The organism is Microcystis ichthyoblabe FBCC-A1114 (assembly GCF_050500245.1).
Classification (GTDB): domain Bacteria; phylum Cyanobacteriota; class Cyanobacteriia; order Cyanobacteriales; family Microcystaceae; genus Microcystis; species Microcystis ichthyoblabe_A.
Genome location: NZ_CP191408.1, coordinates 2,839,675 through 2,854,451 on the forward strand (window position 1 = coordinate 2,839,675; position 14,777 = coordinate 2,854,451).

Consider the following 14,777-nt stretch of genomic DNA (forward strand, 5'->3'; position numbering starts at 1 on the left):
AAAAGCTCGTGTTAAACACGAGCTAAATTAACTAACTTCAAGGACTAACTAACCACCGACCTTAACTACTGGTTTAAAACTGGGAACAACCAGTTCACTATCCTGTTTAGTCAGCTTATTGTATAAGCGTTCCGTATTGGGGAAATTAGCAGCCGGTAGAGTTGGGAAACGACGATAGGGAACCGTATCTTCACCAAATAATTGTAGGTATTCCATGCTATTAACCATGGCACCAATAAAGGCCTTTAATCCCTTAGTTGCCAGAATTTGGTTATATTTCTGGATTTCCTTTTGATTCAAGGGAGCGCGACCTAAGAAGTGCTTGGTTCCCAATTCAATTACTTTCGTATTCGGATAGGGAGCATAGAATTCTTTCAGGTAAAGATCCGAACCACCTAAACCCTCAATAAACTCTTTCACCGTGATCTCAGCATTGCTTAATTTACTCTCTAAAGCGGTAAATTCGGCATTGATGATATAGGGTTCGAGATCCCGTTCAAAAATCTGACGATAGGCAGCGCGAACAGTATTTTGTACGGCAACTTTATCCAGATTAGTTAACAGTTTAAAGATCTTAGTTTGTTCCCGTTGAACCGTGACACCTTGACCGACACGAGATTGAATATCCGGTTCAGTGCGAATCGAACTCGACGGTGTACCCAATTCAATAAAGCGCGGGGTTTCCTCTTTATCAACTCTTTGGCCGATATCTTCGCGGAGATTGCCCAAACGCACCATCCGTAACTGCATCCCTTGGGGAGTTAGATAGCGCTCGTAGGGAACCGTATCTTCGCCAAAAGCTTCCGTATATTCAGGACTGTCGATAATGGCATCGATTAAAGCATAGAAGCCTTTTTTCGAGCAAAGATCGAAGTATTGATTCATTTCCTGACGACCGTAGGTGGGACGACCGAGCAGACGACGGTGAATATATTCGATCGCTTTCACCACATAGAGAGGAGTCCAGTAGATTTTCCGGAAAGCCTCCGATTTAGCTAGGGTTTTGATAAACTCGCGCAGAGTAATATCGCCATTTTCTAACTTAATCTCGGCCACGGATAAACGCTGACCTTCGTAGGGCATTCGACCGAAAACCTGACGATAAGCCGCTAAAATGACTCTTTGGGTGGAACTTTCGCCAAATTTAACGCTTACCCCATTGCTAGAACCGGGTAACTCGTTATTGAGACGGAAAACTTTCGGTCCCAAAGTACCGGGGAATTCACCTCGGGCGCCGGGGTTGCTATTTTGGTTATTAGTCGCCGGTCCGCGGTGGATGAGGATACGTTTGGTATCCTTACTGAAGGGAGCGGGACTAGAACTAGGTTCGCGGGTTTCTTTCGGGAAAATTGCCCCAAATTGGATTTCTAGGGGGTCATTTCCGGAACCGTAAACGTGCTGATCCGGTAAGGGGCGATCGTATTTAGCAAAGGTGGTGATAAATTGGGGAACTTTGCGGAAAGGTGCGCTGTAGTTAAACAGGTCGATCTGCATCCCCCAGTTACGACATTCCTGTGCTTCTGCACCCAAACCCCGGAGATAGGGAACGGTTTCTTCGCCGAAATAGTCGGAATACTCCTGAGAATCGACTAAAGCATCGATTAACGCCCCTAAACCGCCGCTAGAGACGATCGAGAAGTATTTCTGCACTTCTTCCCGGGAGGAAGGACCGCGACCGAGGAAATGACGGAAAGCCAATTCTAGAGCGCGACTATTGATAAAAGGTTCAAAGAACTGTTTACGATAGAGAGGCGATTTACCGAGACGACGGACGAATTCTTTCATCGAGATGTCGCCGTTTTTCACCTTCGATTCTAGGTCAGAAATGGACTGACTATAGGCGCGGGTGATGTCCCGTTCAAAAATTTGTCTGTAGGCTGCCTTAATAATCGAAGATTTTTCCGACTCCGATAAACCGGTTTTCATGACAAACTTTTGCCGTTTTTCGGCGCCATTGTAGTAGCTTTGGGGAAGACTTAAACCCTGTTGGTCACTACTGGGACGCTGACGCAGTTTATTAGAGGGGGTGGGGGCCTTTAATTCCCCCAGTAGGATATTGAAATAGTCACTGATTAAAGTGGCCGCATCCTTGTCTCTTTGGAAATACTCGATCGAAGCGGCCCGCATTTCCTGTAGGGCCACGATGGTGGCATCAATAGAACAGGCATTTTCGAGAACTTCCCTTAAACCGCGGGTATTAACGATCAGGATACTGGTATCACCGGCCACGATCGCGTATGTAATATAACGCAGGAACCAGGATAAATCCCGGAGGGACTTCTGCATATTGCTCGGACCGTAACGAGAGACGTTAATCGGTCGGAATCCGGGGGGAATCGGGCCGCTAGAGGCGAAAATCCCTTTTAAACCACCAAGGAAACCACCACCGCCACCAGACCCGCTTTCAGCGTAGGTAACGGTTCCTAATTTCATCCCTTCCTGGACGTTGATCATTTTACCCGCACCCACCAGGGCCAATTCTTCCACGGGGGGTTTTTCTAGGTAGGCCATGGGGGAACCACCGGTAAAAATCCGGTTAGCTGCCCGCGAGACGATCAAATCGGAGTTCCGGGTGAGCGTTTGGGCAATATCTAAACGCTTGCTCCCCGATTGGAAGTAGGCGATCAGTTCGTTGAGTTCGGGTTTATCGAGAAAGCGGTCTTGTTGTTCTGCTTGGGTAATGGCAGATACCGGGACGGTTTGATAGAGTTGGGGACGCGCTAAGGAGCTGCCACCGCTTGCCTTAAGACTCATTGGATTTTAACTATCTCCCTTGACGATGTGCTGAGTTCTCCAATCGTGGAGGCGATCGGTCTTAAAACCAGATGTTTAAACATTTAATCAGCATCTAGATTAAAACTTTTTGCGCTTCCTGAGATAGTTTATTAAGAATTATATAGATTTTTTTCGCTCAAGTTGCCGATTGGTCTATTCTGACACCCCACTGGTATGGGAGGCTAACCAGTCTAAATAGGTCTGAGAACCCGCCACAATCGGTAAAGCGATGATTTCTGGGACGGCATAGCTATGAAGTTCCTGTATCTTCGCCGATAACTGCTCAAACTGCTTTAAATCGGTTTTAATCACTAATTGCCATTCGCGCTCGTTTTCAATCTGTCCCTGCCAACGATAAATGGAACGCATCGGGTAAATACTGACACAAGCGGCCAGGCGCTCGTTAAGTAAGGCGATCGCTAGGTGTTCCGCTTCCGTTTCGCTGGCCGTTGTCACCAGCACCACTCCAAAACCGGTTAATTTTTCAGTCATAAGTAGTCGTGCAAAATAAATTTCCTAGTGAAGATAGGCACTCATGCAAAAGGCAACAGGCAACAGGCAATAGGAGGAATAGATAATCAGTCTTTAATAACCAGATTTTAGTAGGATAACCGATAACTGATAACTGATAACTGATAACTGATAACTGATAACTGAATTTAGGCGATCGCTTTTTCTAAAGCGGCCAGATCGGGAATACAGAGAGATTCCTGCTCTCGTTGAATCAGGCCTTTTTTCTCCAATTTAGTCAAGGATCGGGTCACGGTTTCCCGGGCCAGTCCACTAATACCACTCAATTCCCGGTGAGGTAAATTAGGAATTATCGCACCCTGACCGCTTTTTTCTCCTTGACCTTCGGCTAAAAAGAGTAAAGTATCGGCGACTCTGGAGAGACTATCGGCCTCGCGCAAACGTAAACGCTGGTTAACTTGACGCAAACGCTTGGCCATTAACTGAGAAAGACGAATTCCCGCTAAAGGCTCCGATTTGAGCAGATTAACAAAATCTTGGGCGGGAATACTGCTAATTGTGGCCGTGGTTAAGGTGATAGCATCGGTGGAGCGGGTAGATTCTTCTAAAGCGGCCATTTCTCCGACTATTTCCCCTTTACCGAGGATATTTAAGGTGACTTCTTTGCCATCCATATTGTAAGTACGAATTTTCACCCAACCATCCAGAATAAAGTAAACTGACCCCCCCCAATCATTTTCTAATAAAATCGCCCGATTAGGGGGATGAGTGCGGGTGACAACATGAGAAGTAACTTTATCGATGGTTTCAGGGGGTAAACCGACCAATAAGGTGGCTGTATCCAATAATTTTTGAATCTCTGCCGATTTTTCGGCAGGATAGCGTTTTTCTTCCATAGTTTAATATTTAAATTTTGTTCGTTTCAAGTGAGTGATTCTACAATAGACAGTTGTGGGTATTTTTATTTATCTAGTGACCGATAAACAGGATTTTTCCTCTCTACTGACCGAGATCGATCGGATTCTTGCCAAGGTGATTTCATCTCTAGTTAACCCGCAAGAAGTTACTTCCGAGACAATTATCGCCACTCGTCAACATTTAGAATCGGCCAAAGCGCTTCTTTTTCCTTTATTATCCCCCGATCGAACCCCTGAAGTTGTCCGTTGGTCTCTGGGAATGGAGGTACAACCACCAGGGGTGAAAATCGTCTTTTTTCGGGAAAGCCAAGGATTGATCGATTTTTATCCTCTTTCTTGGAGTCTGGCAACGGGAACAAGCGATCTCTTACCCTGCTCTCAGGTGGAAGAATATCTAATTAACTGGCTATCTAATCGGGATTTTAGCACCGATTCTTGGCTCTGGGAAGCCCTAGAGCGATTAGAAGCTATTATTATTACCGATGACGGGGAAACCCCCACGGATGACCTAAAAAAAGCCCTTCTCACAGCGCAACTAATACCCCCCGATCGCCTCTCTAGTCTGGAAACAGCGATCGCTACTGCTCTGGCCTATATTCCCACTAGCGACCAACCCCAACCCCAAACCCTACTGGTGATCGAAGGTAAACGAGAGACTACCACTTTAGCGCTGCTGGAAGTACCACGGCAAACTTGCTCTTTATCCCGTCAAGCGATCGCTCTAAGCCATTTTAACTACGGGGAAAACACCTATGAACAGGCCATACTCTCTCAGTTAATTTATCCTCTCTGGCGTTCTTTTTTACCCCTTTCGCTCTCCGATCTCACCGATACTAATCCCTTTAAAAAATCTTTACTGGCAGCCGCTAGATTAACTAAATTAATCCTGCAAGAAGAAAGCGAATTTACCTCCTCTCTAGCTGGTCATACTTGGACGGTCAGTCGCCTGGATTTAAATAAGAAGGTCATTATGCCATATCTAGATAATTTAAGACAAAAAGTTAATGATTTGTTAGAAAAACAGCAAAAAAGTCTTAAAGATATCGATCAAATAATTTTTAGCGGTAATTTTTTCTTAACCATTTGGCCCTATTTTCTAACAGAAATTCAGCAAGAATTTGCTGGCTGCCATCTAGAGGCACCCAGTCAGGAAAACTTCTCACCAGCAATCTTGGGTTTAGGTCGTCTCTGTTTATTTTCGGCTCTTAGAGGTGAGAAGGTCAATAATGCTTAAAAAATCCACCTCAGCCTCATTTAAAAGTCAGAATTTAGGGGTGAATAGAATTTTTAGGGTAATTGGGTCGAATACTCAACAAAGGCGCTGGTGATTCGGTAGCAGTGATGGTGGTTTAATGCTTTGCCAGTTGGACATTATAAGCTAAGACGCATTTTAACCGCCTATCCTTAGATTAGCAACAATCTCCCCCAATCCCTTTACTATTGCCCCTTGTCTCATCTCAACAAGCAGTTTAAATACACGGACAGCTTATTATTCATAGCAGATAACCAATCATGGCTCTTCTAGGTTCTGTGTGAGCATGGTATATAATAGTAAAACAGAACAGGAGGTGGGTTATGTGGATAAATTTTGATCAACTCCTCGATTTACCAAATGTAACAGTGGTCAATTATCAAAAAATTGCTCAGACAATTTTCCTAAAGCTTGCTCTTTTAAATGAAACAATTGAATGTCCGATGAAATACAATTGCAATTTGCTTTATCCAATGGTCGCGTGATTTTTACTCAAGATACTGATTTTTTAAGAATCAATCAACTAGCACGTTGCTTCAAGTCAGAAAAATTCCCCTCTATCCGTCCCAACCTAATCGAGACTATTGGTCACTGGCTAAATAACGCGATCGCCGAACCATAAAAAAATGCCTGCCAAAGATATTTTCCATGATTGTGTAAAACACGCCCTAATCAAAGATGGCTGGATAGTTACCGATGATCCCTTAAGTCTTAAAATTGGCAAAAAAGACTTGTTTATTGATCTAGCAGAGGAACTGTTAACACAAATTAATCCCCCCTAGTCCCCAAAAGAAGAATCTCCCCATGAGTAACCCTATTATCATTGAAACTGACTTAAAAGATATTCTCGCTAAACTTGACAATCGGTTAGAGCGAATCGAAACAAAACTAGAAGTATTACCGAAAATAGAGGCCGAAGTTTCCCAACTCAAAGAAGATGTCAAAGACTTGAAAGAAAGGGCAACGGCTCAAATATGGGCTTTGATAGTCACTGTTATCGGTGCAACTGTTGCAGCAATTATCAAATTCGGTTTTCTGACTAAAACTTAAATCATCCCTAAAAACTAAGTTGGAACTAGACAAGTTCCAACCAGTAACAAAAAATTGACCTTGAAGATTAACGACGGATTGGTGCCATCGCACCGTCGGCGGCGGCGCGAAAAGGTTCCACTGCCTCGCTATAATCGATCGGTAAAATAGCCACCACGTTATCATGAGGACGGGGAATAATTACCCAGGTTTCTAAAGCTGCCCCCTCGGTTTTATTGACGGCTTCAATGCCGGCAGCCATAGCGGTTTTTACCTCCTGTACATCCCCACGAATATTGAGGGTAAAACGGGCGCTTCCTGCCCTTAAATAACCAACAATCGTGATCCGTCCTGCTTTTACCATCGCATCGGCGGCCGCTAGAATACCGGGGAAACCTTTTGTCTCGATCGATCCCACCGCGGGTTGGGCTGTCATAAATTAACTCCTAATAACAAAAATCAGATAAGTTCAATTGATAGAATCCAATCTATTTTCCAGTCTTTAACTATAGTCTAGTTTGGGGCTAATCGCTAGGGAAATTAACTGCGAAAACGGTCCGACTTAGGCGTATGCTGCACTGGTAAAACCGCCAGGACATTTTCTGGAGGATTCGGTACGATGTAATGACTGACCACATTGCCACCAAAAGCGGTCATCGCTGCCGCTAATCCTGCCTCTACTGCTGGTTTAACCTCGGAAATCGGACCGCGAATCGCCACCAAAAATTCGCCCCTTTCCGCTAGATCAAAATAAACTAGGGTGACTCGTCCCCCTTTAACCATGGCATCCGCCGCCGCTAAAACGGGGGGAAAACCCAACGTTTGAATGACTCCGACCGCCTCGGGCATTTTTCCTGATCTCCTGCGAAAGCAACTTTACATTATACCCCGAACCTGTATTTATATTTTCTTCTGGAAATCCGCGACCGATCGAGCCTGTTTTTTCTCCAAATACTGTTGATGGGACTGATCGGCCAGATAATAATCTCCTGCGGGTTCGATCAAAGTAACGATATCCTGCTGAAACTTTCCCGATAGTTGTAGTTGACGCTTGGAAGCAGTGGCGATTAACTTTTGTTCCGGGGTGTGATAAAAAATAATCGATCGATATTGTTCTCCTCTGTCCGGTCCTTGGCGATTTAACTGAGTCGGATCATGAATTGACCAAAAAACGGCTAATAACGCCTCGTAGCTTATCTCTTGGGGATTATAGGCAATTTGTGCCACTTCCGCATGACCGGTAATTCGCGATAAGACATCGAGATAACTAGGATTGGGAAAATTTCCCCCCATATAACCCACAGAAGTGGCTAAAACACCAGGTAAACGCCGAAATGCGTCCTCGGTTTTCCAAAAACAGCCGGCCCCAAAGGTGGCTTTTTCGCCGCTATTCATTTCTCCTCACATCCTTGGCAAATTCTACCACTGCTTTTGTAATTGTCTCGCTTAAATTAGCATAAACTTTGGCAAAAGGGGGAGCTTTTTCGGTTAATCCTAGGATATCCGCCGTTACTAACACCTGACCATCACAATCTTCCCCCGCACCGATACCAATCGTCGGGATAGTCAATTTATCGGTAATAGTAGCGGCTAAATTGGCGGGAATATGTTCCAAAACCAGGGCAAATACTCCCGCTTTCTCCAAGGCTAAAGCTTCCTCAATTAATCTTTGTGCCTCCGATGGAGTTTTTCCCTGCTGACGGTATCCTAACCGATGGACCGACTGGGGAGTTAATCCGATATGACCCATAACAGGGATGCCTATCTCGGTTAAACGGCTAATAGTCTCGATCATAGCGGGATAACCTCCCTCTAATTTTACCCCTTGCACTCCCGCTTCCTTTAACATCCTTCCCGCCGAGTGAATTGCCTGACTGACACTTTCCTGATAGCTGAGAAAAGGCAAATCACAGACAACTAAAGCTTGTTTTACCCCGCGAGACACGGCCGCCGCGTGGTGAATCATCGCCTCTAGGGTGATCGGTAAAGTGGTAGGATAGCCCAAAGCGGTCATAGCTAAGGAATCACCTACCAAGATAATATCAATTCCTGCCCGATCGAGCAGTCGCGCGATCGGATAATCCCAAGCTGTGAGGGTGACAATCGCGCGTTTTTGCTGTTTCCACTCGATTAATTTGCTGGTGGTGACTGTCATTATTTATTCACTGCGGACAGCTTCGAGGATACGGGAAAAATAGAAACGAGTGCTAGTCATACTCGTCCGTTCAATTTTAAAGCCATTTTCGTTTAAAGCGGCGATAATAGTTTTTTCCTTGTGTTGATAAGCGCGAGTGGTTTTACTCGGACCGGGGAAAAATTGACCAATTTTCTTGAGAATGGTTAATAAACAGGTTTTAGGGGCAAAACTGAGGATTAAACGGGATTGAGCTAGGGATCCCAAGTGTTTAATCATGCCTAAGGCTTCTTCTGTGGGATAGTGAATGAGAACATCAAGACAGATGACTGTGTGATATTGGCCGGTTAATGCTTCTAAATCTTGAACGGCAAAGGTGAGTTTACCGGTATCTGCTAACTCTTTGGACGCTCTTTCCTTGGCTTCTGTCACCATTTTCTCAGAAATATCACTGGCGAAAATAGTTGCGCCCGCTTTAGTAAGGGGAATACTAAGACTACCGACTCCACAACCAGCATCACAGATCGAGAGATTAGGCAAATTGTCATCACTTTCTAACCAACCGATAACGGTATCGATCGTCTGTTGATGACCGATGCGAATATCTTTTTGTACTTTGTTAACTTCGCCATCCCCATAAATCCGGCGCCAGCGATCGAATCCCGTGGCGTTAAAATAGTCCTTGACTATGGCTTTATCGTCTAATGTGTTGGTCATAAGGAAATCTAAACGAGCGGAGATGGTTATTAGTTTATCCTACCGTGAAAGCTCTCAACGGTTGCTGCTGATAGCTGACTCCTGACTGCTCAGGAGAGGACCGGGAGCGATGGCAAGTCTGTGGAAAAGCTTAATTTGTTTTTCGCTTCACCGTTAGTTAACCTAAAGTGAATATCATGTAATCGTCCCAAGATCGATTAGTAAGGGTTCCATGTCAATTATTACCCATAGAACTAAGATCGTAGCCACGATCGGCCCTGCCAGTAATTCGCCAGAAGTCCTCAAGGAAATGATCGGTGCGGGGATGAATGTAGCGCGGCTAAACTTTTCCCACGGTAGCTACGAAGATCATGCGAGAGTTGTTAGCCTTTTACGGCAAATTTCTCAAGAATTAGACAATCCTATCACTCTCCTGCAAGATTTACAAGGGCCGAAAATTCGCGTCGGTAATCTCCCCAATGGTTCGATTACCATCAACGACGGCGATTATCTCACCCTTGTCCCCATGGATGAGTATCGGGGAGAAGCGAACACCGTTTCGATCGATTATCCCTATCTGGCCGAGGAAGCCAAGTTAGGTGAGCAAATTCTCCTTGATGATGGCTTATTAGAGCTAAAAATCGTTGAAATTAACGGAAAAAACCTAAAATGTCAAGTATTGGAGGGAGGAATTCTCAAGAGTCGCAAGGGAGTTAATCTACCCCGTCTCAATTTGCGCTTACCTTCCATGACCGAAAAAGACAAACAAGACCTAGAATTTGGTCTTGCTCAGGGGGTTGATTGGGTTTCCCTTAGTTTTGTTCGTAAAGGAGAAGATATCAAGGCGATTAAGGCATTTTTAGCCGAGAGAAATCATGGGGATGTGCCAGTGATGGCTAAAATTGAAAAACCGCAAGCGATCGAAAATTTGGAGTCAATTATCGAGGAATGTGACGGAATTATGGTGGCCCGGGGCGATTTGGGGGTAGAATTAAGTCCCGAAAAAGTCCCCATGTTGCAAAAACGCATTATCAAACTCTGCAACATGAAAACTATTCCCGTCATCACTGCCACCCAGATGTTAGAAAGCATGATTCACAATCCCCGACCGACTCGGGCCGAGGCTAGTGATGTGGCTAATGCGATTATCGATGGAACCGATGCGGTGATGTTATCGGGGGAATCAGCAGTGGGAGATTTTCCCGTCAAAGCTGTGGCTATGTTGGCCAAAATCGCCCATGATGTGGAAGCGGATGTGAAGTTTGATAATGCTCCCCCCAATCAGTCCGATGAAACTCACGCTCTCAGTGAGGCTTTAGTGGCGATCGATCAAACCCTTGATCTCCGTTATATTGTCACTTTTACCACCTCTGGCTACACTTCGCTACTGGCTTCTAAGGAACGTCCCTCGGTTCCTGTCATTGCCATGACTCCCAACAAACGAGTCTATCACCGTCTCAATCTAGTCTGGGGTGTGATCCCGATTCTTCTTGATCATCAGGTGTCCGTCTTTGAGGATGTGTTAAAGCAAACGGAATCAATTCTGCTTCAGAAAAATCTAGCCCAATCCGGCGATAAAATCCTGATTATGGCGGGAATTCCCATGCAGAAAACTAAAGGCACTAATTTCCTCAAAATTCACAGGATTCCCTAAGTTCTAGGAGTCAGGAGTCAGGACACAGGAGACAGGAGACAGGAGATTATTTCTATTTATTCTCCCCACTTCCCCAAACCCCACACCCCACACCCCACTTCCCCACTTCCCCAAACCCCACTTCCCAAGAAAACCCATGTCAAAACTTGTATTAATTCGTCACGGCCAAAGTCTTTGGAATGCGGCCAATAAATTCACTGCATGGGTCGATGTTCCCTTAAGTGAACGCGGTAGGGCTGAAGCCTTGACATCCTCGCCGCCCTAAAAGTGCGGCGATTCCTAAACCTCACGATTTAAGTTTCTGCTTCCACCACCGTCGCATACCACAGTTAAAAAACCATGTACTGTCTTACACAGAGTCCACAGACTTTCGCCCCATTTCAGAAGCCCGATTCCGTGTGTCCCACGGTACGTTGACCGCCTATAGCTTCTTGTACTTGTTGCGCGCGACTTTTTACCCGGCCAAGCTTTTCTGGTCGGAACCCCCTAAGCCGAGTTTTCAAGGTGCTGCGCCGTCCACTTGGTTTTCGAGACTGGCCTTTTAATTCTAACGTAAAGCCAACCTAGAACGGCGGGGTTTCAGACCCAAAATTTCCGATGATCGCTGCCTGTAAACTGAAAGAGGCCAATATCACGATCTAGGGTTTGCTGAAAAAGTCCCCAGGGGGAATTTAGAAGCCACACAGTTGGCAAAATGGTAGTTTCGTGGCTTAGTTTCTCAATTTCATCTGGCGAGCGCTTTGCGTTCGCCTCCGGAAAGTGCAAGGTTTTAAAGTCCCTCGGATCGATTTCTCAACGTTTGTCTCTGGGACTTTTTTGACTAAAAAAGTCCCAAAACCGTTTTCTAGTAAGGCTTCCAATAAGATTCAGCCAACCCTACTTAATTAAGCAGTTACTACCGGGGAAGCTAACCGTTTAAAGGTCAATCTTTCATCGGCCACATCGACAAAAATCGTGTCTCCCCCTTTAAATTCGCCGCGCAGAATTGCCTTAGCGATCGGAGTTTCCACATATCTTTGTACTGCCCGTTTTAGGGGTCGCGCACCGTACACTGGATCGTAACCAATTTCTGCTAGATAATCGAGGGCAATATCGGCAAGTTTCAGGGCTAATTTTTGTTCCATCAAGCGGTCGCTGAGATTGGCTGTCTGTAGTTTGACAATCGATCGCAGTTGCGCTTTTTGTAAACTATGGAAAATGATCGTTTCATCGATACGATTGAGAAATTCGGGACGGAAACTATTCCGCATTGCTTCCATCACTCGTGCCTGCATTTCCTCGTAACGAGACTCATCACCAGCCACGTCTAAAATGTATTGAGAACCGATATTACTGGTCATAATAATGATGGTATTTTTGAAATCAACCAGATGACCTTGAGAGTCGGTTAAGCGCCCATCGTCAAGGATTTGTAACATAACGTTAAAAACGTCGGGATGGGCTTTTTCAATCTCATCAAAGAGGATGACAGAGTAGGGACGACGCCGGATTGCCTCGGTTAATTGGCCTCCTTCATCGTAGCCGACGTATCCCGGAGGCGCACCCATGAGACGGGAAACGCTGTGTTTTTCCATGTATTCCGACATATCGATGCGAACTAGAGCCTCTTCCGTGTCAAAGAGATTGCGTGCTAGAGCTTTCGCTAATTCTGTCTTACCAACACCCGTCGGACCGAGAAAAATAAAGCTGGCCGTGGGACGGTTGGGATCTGATAAACCAGCGCGGGAACGTTGAATCGCTTCGGCTACGGCTGTGACCGCTTCTTCTTGACCGATGACACTTTCGTGTAATTCGTCTTCCAGATTGAGGAGTTTTTCTTTTTCCGATTCGATTAATTTATTGAGAGGAATTCCCGTCCATTTCGAGATAATTTCGGCGATATCCGATTCGAGAACTTCTTCCCTTAATAAACTTTTACCAGTGGTTTGTTTGTCGGCCAATTGGGTTTCTAGGGCGGACATTTGCCGCTGCAGATCGGTTAATTTTCCGAACTTTAATTCGGCGGCACGATTATAGTCATAATCTCGTTCGGCCTGTTGAATTTCTAGATTAACTTGTTCGATCGCTTCTTTAACTCCACGAACTCTATCGATAATCTCTTTTTCTCCTTGCCATTGGGCATTTAATCCCGATTGTTCTTCCTTGAGGTTAGCCAGTTCTTTTTCTAACTTTTCTAACCGTTCTCGCGAAGCTGGATCGTACTCCCGTTGTAGGGAAAGTCTTTCCATTTCTAACTGGAGAATTTTGCGATCAATTTCATCGAGTTCTTCCGGTTTAGAAGTGATTTCCATTTTCAATTTGGCCGCTGCTTCATCAACTAAATCAATGGCCTTATCGGGCAAAAAGCGATCGCTAATATAACGATTAGAAAGCAGTGCCGCTGCCACTAAAGCATTATCAGCAATTTTTACGCCATGATGCACCTCATAACGTTCTTTAAGACCGCGAAGAATCGAAATAGTATCGACCACATTTGGTTCATCTACTAAAACCTCTTGGAAGCGTCTTTCTAACGCCGCATCTTTTTCGATATATTTGCGGTATTCATCGAGGGTAGTGGCCCCAATACAACGCAATTCACCCCGGGCTAACATTGGTTTTAATAAATTGCCCGCATCCATTGCCCCTTGAGTGGCTCCCGCACCGACAACGGTATGAATTTCGTCAATAAACATGATGATATTGCCTTGGGAATCGGTGACTTCCTTGAGGACAGCTTTTAATCTTTCCTCAAACTCTCCGCGATATTTTGCTCCCGCAATTAAGCCGCCTAAATCAAGAGAAATGAGAGTCCGATCTAACAGAGATTCTGGTACATCACGGTTAATAATCCGCTGGGCTAATCCTTCGACAATGGCGGTTTTTCCTACTCCCGGTTCCCCGATTAAAACCGGGTTATTTTTAGTCCGACGCGAGAGAATCTGAATGGTGCGACGGATTTCGTCATCTCGTCCAATTACTGGGTCTAATTTACCTTCCCGTGCCAATTGGGTTAGATCCCGTCCGTATTTTTCTAGGGCTTCGTATTTGCCTTCTGGATTCTGATCGGTCACTTTTTGACTACCTCTGACTTGTTGAATAATTTCTTTGAGTTTGTTTTCGGTAAGTCCGAATTCTTGAAAAATATTTTTCCCGAAGCGATCATCTTTAGCGTAACCTAAAATTAAATGCTCGATCGAGATAAAGTCATCTCCAAATTCTCGGCGATAATTTTCCGCTCGATCGAGTAAACTATCTAAACTACGACCTAAATAAATCGAGTCGCCGGGGTTAGAGATTTTCGGTTGACGACGGATAAAGTCATCGGTTCGATCCCGCAAACGGGCTAGACTAATATTAGCTTTACTAAAGACACTGCCCGCTAATCCCTCCTGTTCAAGAAGGGCTTTCATTAGATGTTCGCTTTCGATTTGTTGCTGGCTGTTCTGTTTGGCAATGTCCGGCGTTTTGACGATTGCCTCCCAAGCTTTTTCTGTAAATTGTTGTGGATTGGTTGGCTGCATTTTCTATAAGAGATTACTTTTATACTCTAGAGATTATTCTAGATTGACCAGTTCGTCGGCTCCTAGGGGCTTACCGTACCTAGTTAAGGGGGATTTCCCCTCAATGGTGCGATTTAAGCGGCTAAAGTTTCAAGTTTATAAGCTGTCAGGGATTTAAACTGCGTCTTGGAAATTTTAGTACAAATGTTCAAACTCTCAACCAAGCTAAAATCTTAATTATTGAAGATGTCCACTGATTACTAGAGTTCTTGCATAATTAATTTTGCTTAGGTACTTACTAAATCCGGTTATTAAAGACTGATTATTTATTCCTCCTCTTGCCTATCCTGATATGTAGCCTATACTC

The 14,777-nt window shown here is 44.9% G+C and carries 14 protein-coding genes and 2 pseudogenes; 7 read left to right on the forward strand and 9 right to left on the reverse strand.

Going from position 1 to position 14,777, the window contains the following annotated elements:
* Positions 1 to 48: 48 nt before the first annotated feature.
* The 3 genes from ACQY1Y_RS13600 to ACQY1Y_RS13610 form a co-directional block, all read right to left on the reverse strand.
* Positions 49 to 2,754, reverse strand: coding sequence for a phycobilisome rod-core linker polypeptide (locus ACQY1Y_RS13600; RefSeq protein ID WP_430012949.1), 2,706 nt, complete (start codon positions 2,752 to 2,754; stop codon positions 49 to 51).
* Positions 2,755 to 2,928: 174 nt separating this feature from the next.
* Positions 2,929 to 3,267, reverse strand: coding sequence for a divalent-cation tolerance protein CutA (cutA, locus tag ACQY1Y_RS13605; protein ID WP_271936257.1), 339 nt, complete (start codon positions 3,265 to 3,267; stop codon positions 2,929 to 2,931).
* 167 nt (positions 3,268 to 3,434) lie between these two features.
* Positions 3,435 to 4,142, reverse strand: coding sequence for a Crp/Fnr family transcriptional regulator (locus ACQY1Y_RS13610; RefSeq protein ID WP_002732437.1), 708 nt, complete (start codon positions 4,140 to 4,142; stop codon positions 3,435 to 3,437).
* 55 nt (positions 4,143 to 4,197) lie between these two features.
* On the opposite strand from ACQY1Y_RS13610, the gene ACQY1Y_RS13615 reads away from it, so the two are divergent.
* The 5 genes and pseudogenes from ACQY1Y_RS13615 to ACQY1Y_RS13635 all read left to right on the forward strand — a co-directional run bounded on the left by ACQY1Y_RS13615 (position 4,198) and on the right by ACQY1Y_RS13635 (position 6,465).
* On the forward strand, positions 4,198 to 5,397 hold the full coding sequence (locus ACQY1Y_RS13615; protein WP_430012950.1) for a hypothetical protein: 1,200 nt from the start codon (positions 4,198 to 4,200) through the stop codon (positions 5,395 to 5,397).
* Between the two features lie 341 nt (positions 5,398 to 5,738).
* Positions 5,739 to 5,876 (forward strand): annotated as a pseudogene (locus ACQY1Y_RS13620) (ISL3 family transposase); the annotation flags it as partial.
* Positions 5,852 to 6,037 (forward strand): hypothetical protein, encoded by a 186-nt coding sequence (locus ACQY1Y_RS13625; RefSeq protein ID WP_002734259.1) that lies wholly within the window; start codon positions 5,852 to 5,854, stop codon positions 6,035 to 6,037. The pseudogene ACQY1Y_RS13620 and the gene ACQY1Y_RS13625, both read left to right, overlap by 25 nt.
* A gap of 4 nt (positions 6,038 to 6,041) precedes the next feature.
* A pseudogene (locus ACQY1Y_RS13630) lies at positions 6,042 to 6,176 on the forward strand (element excision factor XisH family protein); the annotation flags it as partial.
* A 43-nt stretch (positions 6,177 to 6,219) separates the two neighbouring features.
* Positions 6,220 to 6,465, forward strand: a complete 246-nt coding sequence (locus tag ACQY1Y_RS13635) for a hypothetical protein (RefSeq protein WP_002775412.1) — start codon at positions 6,220 to 6,222, stop codon at positions 6,463 to 6,465.
* A 67-nt stretch (positions 6,466 to 6,532) separates the two neighbouring features.
* Here the strand turns inward: ACQY1Y_RS13635 and ACQY1Y_RS13640 are convergent, their stop codons facing one another.
* The 5 genes from ACQY1Y_RS13640 to bchM all read right to left on the reverse strand — a co-directional run bounded on the left by ACQY1Y_RS13640 (position 6,533) and on the right by bchM (position 9,295).
* The gene (locus ACQY1Y_RS13640; protein WP_002733188.1) at positions 6,533 to 6,880 is read right to left on the reverse strand and encodes a carbon dioxide-concentrating mechanism protein CcmK; all 348 of its coding nucleotides are present in this window, start codon (positions 6,878 to 6,880) and stop codon (positions 6,533 to 6,535) included.
* 104 nt (positions 6,881 to 6,984) lie between these two features.
* Entirely contained in the window at positions 6,985 to 7,293 is a 309-nt protein-coding gene (locus ACQY1Y_RS13645) for a carbon dioxide-concentrating mechanism protein CcmK (protein ID WP_002732196.1), read from the reverse strand.
* Positions 7,294 to 7,344: 51 nt separating this feature from the next.
* Positions 7,345 to 7,839 carry a peptide-methionine (S)-S-oxide reductase MsrA gene (gene msrA, locus ACQY1Y_RS13650; RefSeq protein WP_149987320.1) on the reverse strand — a complete coding sequence of 165 codons (495 nt, stop codon included), beginning with the start codon at positions 7,837 to 7,839 and terminating at the stop codon, positions 7,345 to 7,347.
* On the reverse strand, positions 7,832 to 8,599 hold the full coding sequence (gene panB, locus ACQY1Y_RS13655; RefSeq protein ID WP_430012951.1) for a 3-methyl-2-oxobutanoate hydroxymethyltransferase: 768 nt from the start codon (positions 8,597 to 8,599) through the stop codon (positions 7,832 to 7,834). The genes msrA and panB overlap by 8 nt, the downstream gene beginning before the upstream one ends.
* Positions 8,600 to 8,602: 3 nt before the next feature.
* Entirely contained in the window at positions 8,603 to 9,295 is a 693-nt protein-coding gene (gene bchM / locus ACQY1Y_RS13660; RefSeq protein ID WP_430012952.1) for a magnesium protoporphyrin IX methyltransferase, read from the reverse strand.
* Between the two features lie 211 nt (positions 9,296 to 9,506).
* Here bchM and pyk point away from each other — a divergent pair, with 211 nt between their 5' ends.
* Entirely contained in the window at positions 9,507 to 10,928 is a 1,422-nt protein-coding gene (gene pyk / locus ACQY1Y_RS13665) for a pyruvate kinase (RefSeq protein ID WP_430012953.1), read from the forward strand.
* Positions 10,929 to 11,064: 136 nt separating this feature from the next.
* Positions 11,065 to 11,193, forward strand: a complete 129-nt coding sequence (locus ACQY1Y_RS13670) for a histidine phosphatase family protein (RefSeq protein ID WP_016516390.1) — start codon at positions 11,065 to 11,067, stop codon at positions 11,191 to 11,193.
* A gap of 619 nt (positions 11,194 to 11,812) precedes the next feature.
* On the opposite strand, the gene clpB is transcribed toward ACQY1Y_RS13670, so the two are convergent.
* Positions 11,813 to 14,431, reverse strand: a complete 2,619-nt coding sequence (clpB, locus tag ACQY1Y_RS13675; RefSeq protein ID WP_069474593.1) for an ATP-dependent chaperone ClpB — start codon at positions 14,429 to 14,431, stop codon at positions 11,813 to 11,815.
* Positions 14,432 to 14,777: the final 346 nt, after the last annotated feature.